The sequence below is a fragment of the Candidatus Poribacteria bacterium genome, assembly GCA_021295755.1.
Taxonomy (GTDB): domain Bacteria; phylum Poribacteria; class WGA-4E; order WGA-4E; family PCPOR2b; genus PCPOR2b.
In genome coordinates, this window is record JAGWBT010000108.1 from 1 (window position 1) to 11,119 (window position 11,119).

The 11,119-nt window shown below is 48.9% G+C and carries 9 protein-coding genes; all 9 read right to left on the minus strand.

Going from position 1 to position 11,119, the window contains the following annotated elements; genetic code table 11:
* Window positions 1-274 (minus strand): mandelate racemase/muconate lactonizing enzyme family protein (locus J4G02_15580; GenBank protein MCE2395986.1); only part of this gene is annotated, 274 nt, incomplete at its 3' end.
* A 43-nt stretch (window positions 275-317) separates the two neighbouring features.
* The gene (locus J4G02_15585) at window positions 318-1,304 is read right to left on the minus strand and encodes a Gfo/Idh/MocA family oxidoreductase (GenBank protein ID MCE2395987.1); all 987 of its coding nucleotides are present in this window, start codon (window positions 1,302-1,304) and stop codon (window positions 318-320) included.
* Between the two features lie 154 nt (window positions 1,305-1,458).
* A complete protein-coding gene (locus J4G02_15590; GenBank protein MCE2395988.1) occupies window positions 1,459-2,790 on the minus strand; it encodes a glycosyltransferase family 39 protein in 1,332 nt (443 codons plus the stop codon).
* Window positions 2,791-2,971: 181 nt separating this feature from the next.
* Window positions 2,972-4,123, minus strand: a complete 1,152-nt coding sequence (locus tag J4G02_15595; GenBank protein ID MCE2395989.1) for a metal ABC transporter permease — start codon at window positions 4,121-4,123, stop codon at window positions 2,972-2,974.
* Entirely contained in the window at window positions 4,124-5,245 is a 1,122-nt protein-coding gene (locus J4G02_15600; GenBank protein ID MCE2395990.1) for a metal ABC transporter permease, read from the minus strand.
* Window positions 5,246-5,506: 261 nt separating this feature from the next.
* Window positions 5,507-7,546, minus strand: coding sequence for a hypothetical protein (locus J4G02_15605; protein MCE2395991.1), 2,040 nt, complete (start codon window positions 7,544-7,546; stop codon window positions 5,507-5,509).
* Between the two features lie 753 nt (window positions 7,547-8,299).
* Complete coding sequence (locus tag J4G02_15610; GenBank protein ID MCE2395992.1) at window positions 8,300-9,160, minus strand: metal ABC transporter ATP-binding protein; 861 nt, start codon at window positions 9,158-9,160, stop codon at window positions 8,300-8,302.
* A gap of 234 nt (window positions 9,161-9,394) precedes the next feature.
* Window positions 9,395-10,372 carry a zinc ABC transporter substrate-binding protein gene (locus tag J4G02_15615; protein ID MCE2395993.1) on the minus strand — a complete coding sequence of 326 codons (978 nt, stop codon included), beginning with the start codon at window positions 10,370-10,372 and terminating at the stop codon, window positions 9,395-9,397.
* A 65-nt stretch (window positions 10,373-10,437) separates the two neighbouring features.
* Entirely contained in the window at window positions 10,438-11,097 is a 660-nt protein-coding gene (locus tag J4G02_15620) for a metal-dependent transcriptional regulator (GenBank protein MCE2395994.1), read from the minus strand.
* Window positions 11,098-11,119 lie beyond the last annotated feature (22 nt).

An 11,119-nucleotide genomic window follows, 5' to 3' on the forward strand; every position in this document is an offset into this window, starting at 1 on the left:
CGCACTCAATTCCGGCGATGGCTTTGGCAGCGATACCGCCGGGGCTTTGGCGCGTGCCCCGAATCATGTCCCAGAACCGCATCTCGAAGGCTCTTGGATCCGTACCGATGAGTGCCTGCTCCAAATCCTTAATTGTTCCAACAATTCCGTGAGGAGATCTGCCGTCGCTGCATTCACCGTAACCGGTGATACCCTCATCTGTTGCAACTTTGACAAATGTCCAAGGACGCCAGCCGGCGTCCACAATAAATGTCTCAATGTTCGTAATTTTCATATAATCCAACCTCTATTTTGTAAGCATCAAATGCCGTTATCTCTTAAAAATGCTGGGGCTGACCTGTCCGAATTGACTCAATTGCTTTGACCCCGATTTTCGTCGCTCGCAGCCCATCCTTTACCTTCGCTGCATTTACAGGATCTATATCCTTCCCCACCCAATCAATTAACGCTTGCATCTCATCGACATACCCGTGAGCCGCGCTACCGTTGCGATAATCGGAGGGTAGATCCTCCATCGTGAAATCAGCAGGCTCCACGCCCCAAAACTTAATCGCAGGTTCACCATAATAACCGTAGAGCGTTGCGGTCTTCGTTCCGCCGAACAATTCGTAGAACGCCTTGCCAGCCAACCCCGTCGCCACGCAGCCGTTGGCAAATCGAATCGTGGCAACAACACTATCGGTGATTTCGGGAATCTTCGGATGGGTCAGGTTACCGCCCTCTGCATAAATGGTGGTCGGTTCGGATCCGGCGAGCCAACACATCGCATCAAACAGATGACAACCCTGCGAAAGGACGTTGCCGCCACCTTCGACCGGATCGTTGGCCCAACTATCATCGCCCCACCGCGGATCCACGAGCTGCCCAACAATCACAAGAGGCGTCGGAACCACCTCCTTGAGTTTAGCAATGAAGGGCGAAAATCGCGCTTGAAACCCAGCCATCAACTTTACGCTTGCGCGTTCTACCGCTGTCTCGATCTGTTCGCACCCTTCGATCGTCAGTGCCAACGGCTTTTCAACAAAGATTTGCTTGCCGGCTTCTGCGGCTTCAATCGCGAGAGGTACATGCAGGTCGTGATGGGTACAGATTAACACAACGTCAACTAGATCGTCGTTGAAAAGATCCTGTGGATCGGTTGTGCAGTAGTCGCAGCCGACTTCAGTCTGCAACTGTTGAGCGGCTTCACTGCGGACATCAGCGAACCCGCGTAAATGCGCCCCTTCGATTTCAGCGAGATTTCGCGCATGATGGGATCCCATTCCACCACAGCCAATGAGACCGATTCCAACTTTGTCTGACATAGCCTTCCCTTCATCTGATCCCGATCTAATCGGGACATTTTTTATTGTATTATTACGATGTTGGGATATTTTACCTGTTTTGTTACGCTATTGCAAGGTCAGTTGTCATTGAAGTTATCTGCTTTGCCATTTCAAGTGGGCGAGGTTGCTATGGTCACCAGTAAGTATACAGTGTCGCCTCAAATAGAACTAATTGCAAGCAGGACAGCCCAGCAACCCAGTAGAAATCTGCCAGACCTCGCCGGCTGAGATGTTTCGCTACAGGGAGAACAATAAAAGGTGCCATAAAGATCCAGACCCGCTCGACCTCCATCGTGAAAAGCGTAGAAAAGGCAATCACCAGCAACGAAATTAGGTAGCCAACGATGTAGATGTCGATTGGCTTGCCATGTCGTCTGTCTTGAATTGCCAGCACAACCTGCCGAAGCCATACAGTTGTCATCGGTATCCCAACCCCAATAAAAAAAGCAAACAGATTTCCAACGCTCAAGTGAAAGTATCGCCCAATCGTCTCGTATCCTGTTCCCAGTGCCGCCCTGTCTTTTCTTATTGATGCTTGCAACGCTTCAATCAGATTGAACCCTGTAAATAGAAATATCAGCAGATAAAATGTGATGAAGGTAACACCGGCGATTAACAATAAAGTTAATGTACGTCTGAATCGACTTCGATCTACGATTAAGGTAAGCAGCATAACGACACTAAAAAACAGACCGATGAACACTGTCGAGTATGTCATCAGCAGCCCACAACCAAGTGAGATCCCCGTTAAGAATCCGTAGAATCTCGCTTGGCCCGAAAAAATCCCTCTGTAAAATAGGTAGAGGCTCAAGATTGGGAAAAGGCTGAACGGCCCATCCATCGATGTCCCCGTGAACATGACGAAGTTGGGAGTAATGAGGAGTAGCACGAGGGCGTATCGTCCGATTGATTCACCGTATAGCTCTTTTGCAAGCAGGTAGATTGGTATCACTGTTAGGCTTGTGAAGATAACCGACCCAAGTGATGCAGCCAACAAATTATATCCAAAGAGCTTGCTGATAATCCACAGGAACAGTATACCGCCGGGTGGATGGGTTTGTGCGTGCCCCGATAAAGTTGAGAACAACTCCGGTTTGGCGTAATCTCGCATGAATGACAGGAGGCCGACCCGATCTACCTTCGGCACATCGCTGTAGTATTCGTATCTTGTCCGCGTATACGGTTCAAGAAATGCAGGTAAATGTCGTCCGGCCACCTCCCGGTAGCCGTCAATCATGGCAACGCTGATACTGATTATGAGAAAAAAGCCAATCGAGATGACAAATAACTGAGTGGAGGACGCAGACTGCTGGAGGAAGATTCGGCAACAAAGGAGGAGAAATACTATCAGAACGACCAATGCAGGAAGTATCCAGATGCTCAGATCGATTTGCGGCAGTGCGTAGAGAGGAACCACATGGCGATGAAATTTGACCGCTCCTAGGTTAACGGAAGCCGTCTGCATCCAGTATGCGAGGAGCTTGTGATAAAGCAAGAAGAAAAACGCAATACAGAGGCATTGGGTTGGAATAAGACCGAGAAATGTAAGAAGTCGCTTGGGGAAATGATTTAGAGGATTGAGAGGGGAGTCCACATGTTAATCCACTTATAGGGATGTAAGGTACTGGTTTCAACGACTTAATATCCTACGAAACTGCGAATTCCGATCTCTGATCGGGGCTTGCCTCAGACATACTCAAACCTTCGCGGGCGACCTGTCGACCATGCTCAGTCAACATCAAATCACCTGCATCGGACTGGATGGTGCCCTGCCTTTCTGCATATCTTACAACCCGCTCTGCGAAAGAAGGAGTCCAGCGAAGATGTTCATCTAGGTGTTCAATGCGACGTTCCTGTTGGGCTTCGGGAGAGCCTTCATGGTTTAGCAGGTGTATGGTGAGCATTGTCTGAGCAAATTGCCACCGTTGACGCACCCGTCGCCGGGCGATAGCAATTAGACCGCGGGTTGGTGCGAGAAGGAAGGTCAAAAGGAAGAAAACACCACTCATCGTTGCCATAGTACCGGCGATAGACGCATCGAGCCAACGTGCTAGCCAGTAGCCGGTGATAGCACTCGCAATACCATTTAACGCGCTCAGTCCAAGCATATAGGAGAGTCGATCGGTCAGCAAGTAGGCGGTCGCTGGCGGAGCAATCATCAGCGCAACGACCAAGATAGATCCTACCGCATCGAACGCTCCAACGGCTGTCACTGAAACCAAGCTCATCAAACCGTAGTGGACGAGGACAGGTGAAAATCCGAGCGCGGCGGCGAGTCCGGTATCAAATGTCGCCAGTTTCAATTCCTTATAAAACAGTGTAATGAAAACGATGTTAATTAGTAAAATACTCCCCATCACCCAAAGCGATTTGGGTAAGTCGTATCCGAAAACGGTCAATCGCTCCATCCAAGCAAACGCCAATTCTCCCAGCAGCACAGCATGAGTATCTAGATGGACACTTCCGGCATAGCGAGAGATGAGAATCACACCTCCACTGAATAGAGCTGGAAACACAATCCCGATGGCAGCATCCTCACGCACAAGCCCAGTACCGTGCAAAAGTTCCACAAGCGCCACCGTAATCACGCCGGTGATCGCAGCTGCAATAATAAGGAACGGCGATGCTAAATCCTCAACAACAAAAAACGCTAAAACAATACCTAGAAGGATTGCATGGCTGATAGCATCGCTCATCAGTGCCATACGGCGAAGTACCAGAAAAACTCCCGGCAGAGCACAGGCAACAGCAACAACTGCAGCGATAATTTGAATCTCTATCTGTGGTGAGAAGTTCATCTAATTTCCCCGCATTTCCGCCAAGCGTTCTGCTTCAGCCAATCCCTTCGGGGTTAGCGCCCATTCTGTGCCAACTCGATGTGCCCAGCCACGAGCCTCTAGTTCTTCAAGGCTACGTTTAACACCGCCCCGCCCGGCACTCATCGCATTTAAGACCCTCACAGAATGACGGTGTTCTAAATCCTCATGCTGCAAGGTCAGTGCGTAGAGGTCGTCCAAAACCATTTCGACTCGTAGTTGTTGGCGGTTACGTTGATGTCGTATCCAATTCCAGACCAACCCCCGATTCGGCGCCAGAGTCATTGATACTAAAACGATCGCGCTGACACAGAGTACGATGGTTGGACCGGTGGGAAGTCGTGCTGTGCTACTACTAATGAGTGCGCCACTCACGCCGGCAACTGCACCAAACAGAGCGGAAAGAGCAACCATCATACCTAGACGATCTGTCCACTGCCGTGCAGCTGCCGCAGGTGCGACAACCATTGCGCTCATCAGTACCACACCGACGGTCTGCAACCCCAATACGATGGCAATCACGATAAGCGTCGTCAGCAAAACATCAAGCCAGCGCATAGGAAAACCGAGACTGGCTCCGAAGTCAGGATCGAAACTGAGAAGTTTGAAATCTTTCCAGAAGACCATCATTATCAACAGTGCGATAATACCCAAGGACGCCATTGTTTTGACGTCTCTTTCCACCAATGCCGCCGCCTGACCAAAGAGAAATTTGTCGAGTCCGGCCTGATTGGCGTTGGGCATCTTCTGAATGAATGCCGTGAGCAGGACAAGACCGAAACCAAAAAACACAGAAAGCACCAATCCCAAGGCGCTATCGTCTTTAATACGGGTTGTGTTGACAATACCCATCACAAAGAGTGTACCTATCCAGCCGGCAGCAGCAGCTCCCAACACCAGCACAAGGGGCGCTTTGCTGCCGGTAAGTAGGAATGCTAGAGCAATACCGGGCCATGCCGCATGGGAAATTGCGTCTCCTAACAGGCTCTGCTTCCGCAGGACCGCATACGTCCCCAAGGCACCGCTGACGATTCCGAGTGTGGCAGAACCCTGTGCAACTGTACGTAGGGTGTAATCGAAGAAGAGATTGTGTAGCAATTCCATTCGCTAACCTATTTTAACTTAAGTTGCACCAAAGTATAGGCATACTCCGTATGCCGTAACATACGATAACGCAAGTTGCTAGTAGTGTAGAAAAACCGAGTTTTTCGTATTCATATTGTCTGATTTTGGGAAAATAGGTTGAATTTTTCCTTCAATCGTGTGCCTCGCTTATAAAAAACTCGGTTTTTGACGTTTGATTTATCAACTAGTAACTTAGGTTACGATAGCACGACGGATGGTGCCTACTAATGGCAACCTGCGTTATTTTAGGATGATCATCCGCTTGACATCCGTGAAGTCGCTAGCTTGTAGATGGTAGAAATAGAGACCACTACTGACTAGCTCACCACGTCCGTTGCGACCATCCCAATAAGCTGCGCGCCCTTTGGTAAGATATGAGCCAGCAGCTTGATCGCCTATCGGAATTGTGCGTATCCGTTCACCTGACGGATTGTAGATGATGATTGACACATCCGCATCAGAGGCAAGTTGATAGGGGATCCACGTTTCAGGATTGAATGGATTTGGGTAATTTTGAAGCAGCTGGGTGTACATCGGAGCAATGTTATCGAAGGTTAGGTGAAGTGTTGTATACGCTTTCCGAATATCATCAGCTGTAATGATATGGTCTATTTTGCCAATAGGCTTACCTGAAGCCATATCGGTAAGCGTCAAACGCACCGTGTCGCCGACTTGGACAACTGGGGTTCGACTCAAATCAGCATAACCTAAAGTAAATCTATCACCTGCTTCTGCTAATCCTTGCATCAACCGATTACCTGTTCTGAGATTGTCAACGGTAACTTGGTAAGATTCTTGGAACCCTTCTCCGTCCATAACCCCATCAACGACAAATGCCCAAAGCGTTCCGTTGACGGAGGGTGCGCTTGCTGCCTTTGCAGCTTGCGTCGAATCGGAATCGTCCCAAGGGGCTCCTGTGAATGCGACCGCACCGCCTCTCGGCGTATTGACAATATACCCCCGTCCGCCTTCAATCGGGAAGCCATCCCCAGGTGTTGCGTCAGTATGAGATATGAACTCCCCGTCATCAGCAGCGATAATAACCGTCGATCCGACCATCTCCATAAAACTTCGCGCTGTCAGCGGCGTCTCTGGACGTAGCGGCGGTGAAATGATATTTAACCCGTTATCCAGATGCAGTGTATAAGCATAATCGGATTCTTCTTCACTAGGCAGCCTGACATCTTCGGGTGTACCATCAAGGGTGCTCACCATCGTTGCTAAGTTGTTTGCAGCACGATGAAAGAAGGGCGCCCAATAAAGTCTGACAGTCTCCACCTTATCAATTTCGTCAGGAGTGGGTCCATCCTCACCCATAGCAAGTAGGATAAACGCAGTCCGAAAATCTTTCTGAGAAAATTCAGCATCGGGGATTCGTGCCCCGTTTACCGCAATAATATCTTCAATTCCTACTTCATGTTTGTCACCCCGGAAACCGACGTCCCCCAAGGAATATATGCTCTGTAGCCGATCTGAAGTTATAGTCTGTTGATCATAAGGAGGTGGAAGATCCAAATCATGGGGGTCAGTCACCAAGAAGGTCGGAGGCACATCCTCCGTCTCGAGTAAACCCATTAGATATAAATCGAGTGGGCTATAAATATTTTTGGGAGCTAAGGTAATGAACGAGCCATCCCCGTTATCTTGGATGTCATTGCCGCCCAGAAGTGATCCACCCGTATGTAGGAAAAAATTCCAATGTGCCCGATCCTGAGTCAGCAACACAGGGGGATCGATGAAAGCTATCCACGTATGCCCAAATTCGTGAGTGAGTACACTTAGCGTAGATGTCGCGGGACCAAACGTATTTTCCAAAGGATCATCCTCCCACACCTTCAAGCTTTTCATGGTGAGGAAGCTTTTTAGCTTCCCTTGGCTGCCGTACTCGGCGGTATGATCAAATTTCGGAAAGATTTCTGCTCTGTTTGGGTTGCCAATGCCCAAAACATCATTCTGAACGTTAATAGCAAAAGCCAGAACTCCTACTAGGTCTAGATTTGATTCAAAATTAGTAAAGAGAATTAAACTATCAAAATCGTCGTTATGCGTTCGGTAGAACTCACGCGTAACGTTCTGCAGGTTGACCGTTGGTAGATCCACGAAAACTTCCGCGATGGCACCCGTTGTTCCCTCAAACGGCAAATTGTCCGAGTAGTCCACCAAATTCACTTGAAAGGCATCATCGAGTCCACCGGGAGATACCCCAACAATACCTGTTCTCACATCAGATTTATCAAAAACGATGTCAATAACGCCTGTATCGTACAGGACAACCTGCATTGTTAGCGATGCCACACTACCAAAGAACTGTTCGCTGAACGCCTCGACATTGAACCAAGTAACGATTACTTGCTTTGAAGATTGCTTTACTTCAACAGTAGGCGTCTCCCCACCAAATGGGTCAGGAAAAGGATCAAATGGATTCAGGTCAGTGTACAGCACACCGATGCGAGGTGATTCTGCCAAAAATCGCTGTAAATCCCGTGCTAAGGAAGCGGCATCCCCTTTGCCGAATGTCAAGTTCCCATCTGAATTAACAAAAAGTTCCGTATATTCCTCATCAAAAAATGGGAAGTCGAATTCGATTTCAACCTTCTTACTGTCGTCATCACTCAACTGTAATACATCACCGAAAGCCTGGACAAACTCAACATCTTCTGGTATGGATACATCGTATCCGCCTAGGTCATTGGGCGTGAAACGTAAATTTTGTCCCGCTAAATCGAAGGTGTTTTTCGGCTGGACGATGTGCTCATTGCCGTTGATGACCACCAAATGTCCGACATCAGTAGATGTTGATTCAAAGGAGACCGCTTGTGCGGTGTTCATCTGTAGTTTTTGATGTGGTTCATCACCGGATCTGGCTTGAGCCTGTAGAGAAAAGATAATCAAAAGTGCAGCAGTAACAACCAACAATTTTCGTGTCATTAAAAAAATAGCCTCCTAATAAAGTTGTGTTTTTAGGTTGAGAGTTCACAAATTGTAATGCGTCAAAAGACGGCTTTTATGTTTTATACATAGAGCAAGCTTACTCTAAGATGAACGGGGTGAGGTATCCATCGGTTTGTCAACCTGTACAGTTGTGGTTTCGCTAACTGGCTGAGATAATTTTGCATCAGGTTGCCCTGTGTTCCCATCGCCCTGATCATTTCGACTGAGGAAAGCGACGCGGCCACCATACGCTAGTCGGAGATTCTGTTCTGTAAATACTTCCTCCACTGGACCGCTGGCGATTCGACGTACGTTCAACAGTGTTACGGAATCAAAGTAATCCGCCACCGTTTGTAAATCGTGATGAACAGCAACGACGGTTTTACCGGCAGCACGCAGGTCCTGCAAGAGCGTAACGATTGCTCGCTCGGTTGTCGCATCAACACCTTGAAACGGTTCGTCCATGAAGTACACTTGGGCGTCCTGCACCAACGCCCGTGCCAAGAAGACCCGCTGCTGTTGTCCGCCAGAGAGTTGGCTAATCTGCCGGTCAGCAAAATCAAGCATCCCAACATTTTTAAGCGCCTCCATTCCCCGCGTACGTTCCCGTCGACCCGGACGCCGTCCCCAACCCAAGGTTCCATAACATCCCATCATAACTACGTCCAACACACTCGTCGGAAAATCCCAATCGACAGTCCCGCGTTGCGGCACATATCCCACAAGTCGCCGCTGATCGGTGTATGGCTGACCGTAAATTAATATTCGTCCCGCTGCCGGTGCCACTAGCCCCAAGATGGCTTTAATGAGCGTCGTTTTGCCGGCACCGTTGGGGCCGACGATTGCCATGAGGACTCCTGACGGCACGTTAAGGTCCACGTCCCACAGCACAGGCTGATCCCGGTACGCCACGGTCAAATCCGCCACCTCAATAGCCAATGAATCATTCAAGGATTTTGTCATATCCTCCGTCCTCCTCTCGCACACCAACACGCGTTCATCCACCCGTTGCTTTTTACGGTAAATCAGAGAAATATAGTGGATCTTAGAATTAATGAAATACCCCAAACCGAACCGCATTGCCCTCATGCCCGGTAGGTGCGGTTTGTAACCGCACCGCATCGGCGCAGTTGGAAACAGCGCCTACCATACACGGGGAGCGAAAGGGTCTATTTATTTTTAGAATTCACCATAGTTCTAAAACCCACCATAATTTGGCACCGTTTGCAGAAGCGATGCTACGATTGTATCAATGTTATGACGCACCATCCCGATATACGTGCCTTCTAGAGTTCCCGATGCCCCCATCGCATCTGAGAAAAGTTGTCCTCCAATTTCTACAGAGAATCCCTTCGCTTTGACAGCGGCTTGTACTGCCTCAATGCTCTGTCGGGGCAAAGATGTTTCGACAAACATAGCGGGAATGCGGCGTTCGACGATAAACTGCACTAACGCTCGCACATCAGCTGTGCCTGCCTCAGTTGCTGTACTAATTCCCTGAAGTCCACGCACTTCAAATCCGTAAGCGCGACCGAAGTAATTGAAAGCATCATGGGCTGTAACAAGGACTCTTTGGTCGGGAGAGATTCGCTCCGCTTGCTGCATCACATAATCGTGCAGTTCCTCTAGCTTCGCTAAGTAGTCTTTCGTATTCGCCCGGTATAACGCCGCGCTGCCCTTATCCACCTGAATCAGCGTGTCTCGTACACGCTCAACCGCCTTCATCCAGAGGGTTACATCGAGCCAAAGGTGTGGGTCGTATGCCCCTTCAAACTCTGGCGGTGCCAACAGGACCGCCCTATCAACGTCCTGTGTTACAGCAACTGTCTTTATTTGATCTTGCATCCTTTCGAGTACACCAGCCATTTTCCCTTCCAGATGCAAGCCATTGTAGAAGATAAGATCCGCTCCTGCGAGTCGAGCGACATCGCCTTCACTCGCTCTATAAAGGTGTGGGTCAATGCCGGGTCCCATCAACCCGACCGCATCAACACGATCGCCCCCAACATTCTGAACAATATCGGTAATCATGCCGATTGTCGTCACCACACGAATCGGTTTCTGGCTAGATATCCCTGTTGAGCTCGACCCTTTCTCATTCGCCTTATCCGACTGCTGACCACAAGCGACAAATAGTATCATTATGAAACTCAACAAACCATAGATTATGCACATACTCCTCCTGCCCCTTTCTTAAATTGGCATGACACAGATTTTTATTAGTTCAAGCGGTATGAAGATTATGTCGTCTGTGGACTTACAAATACGTTTCCTGCGACTTCGAGGCCAACAAAGTGTTCGGTCTGATCAATCCGCAAACGCAACGGCCCGTTAAACGGTTCTTTCGCTACAACATGGATAACCGTGCGCGGCAAGATGCCCAACTGATCGAGATAACGCAGCATTTCGGGATCATTATCATTGACATGCTGAACGGTGGCAGAACTACCCACATCGACCTCCGTCAATGTTTCATAAGCGACCTCTTGGAGTGCACCATCCTTTGCTGGGATGGCGTGTCCGTGCGGGTCGGTTGTCGGATGTCCCAACGCCTCGCTCATTCTTTCCTCAAATTCCTCGGAAATAACATGCTCCAGTTTATCCGCCTCATCGTGCACTTTGTCCCAAGTAAATCCCATGATTTCAACGAGATAAAGTTCCAGTAACCGGTGATGGCGGATAATCTCTTGGGCGATTTTCTGCCCACCTTCTGTCAATTCAACGCCTTGATAGGAGGTGTAATTCAGCAATCCCATCGCCGCCAACTTTCGGATCATACCGGTGACGGATGCAGCAGAAACCTCCATTTGCTGGGCAATAGCAGAGGTAGAAACTTTCTCCTGACCTTCTTGTAGCAGGTAGACTGTCTTCAGATAATCTTCCATCGCATGGGTTATCATTCTTGACCATCCAAAAATTAGA

What these genes read in the sequence shown, in the direction of transcription:
- J4G02_15585 (MCE2395987.1), bottom strand. Translation starts at nt 1,304, where the DNA reads ATGTCAGACAAAGTTGGAATCGGTCTCATTGGCTGTGGTGGAATGGGA.
- J4G02_15590 (MCE2395988.1), bottom strand. Translation starts at nt 2,790, where the DNA reads ATGCAGACGGCTTCCGTTAACCTAGGAGCGGTCAAATTTCATCGCCAT.
- J4G02_15595 (MCE2395989.1), bottom strand. Translation starts at nt 4,123, where the DNA reads ATGAACTTCTCACCACAGATAGAGATTCAAATTATCGCTGCAGTTGTT.
- J4G02_15600 (MCE2395990.1), bottom strand. Translation starts at nt 5,245, where the DNA reads ATGGAATTGCTACACAATCTCTTCTTCGATTACACCCTACGTACAGTT.
- J4G02_15605 (MCE2395991.1), bottom strand. Translation starts at nt 7,546, where the DNA reads ATGCAGGTTGTCCTGTACGATACAGGCGTTATTGACATCGTTTTTGAT.
- J4G02_15610 (MCE2395992.1), bottom strand. Translation starts at nt 9,160, where the DNA reads ATGACAAAATCCTTGAATGATTCATTGGCTATTGAGGTGGCGGATTTG.
- J4G02_15615 (MCE2395993.1), bottom strand. Translation starts at nt 10,372, where the DNA reads ATGTGCATAATCTATGGTTTGTTGAGTTTCATAATGATACTATTTGTC.
- J4G02_15620 (MCE2395994.1), bottom strand. Translation starts at nt 11,097, where the DNA reads ATGATAACCCATGCGATGGAAGATTATCTGAAGACAGTCTACCTGCTA.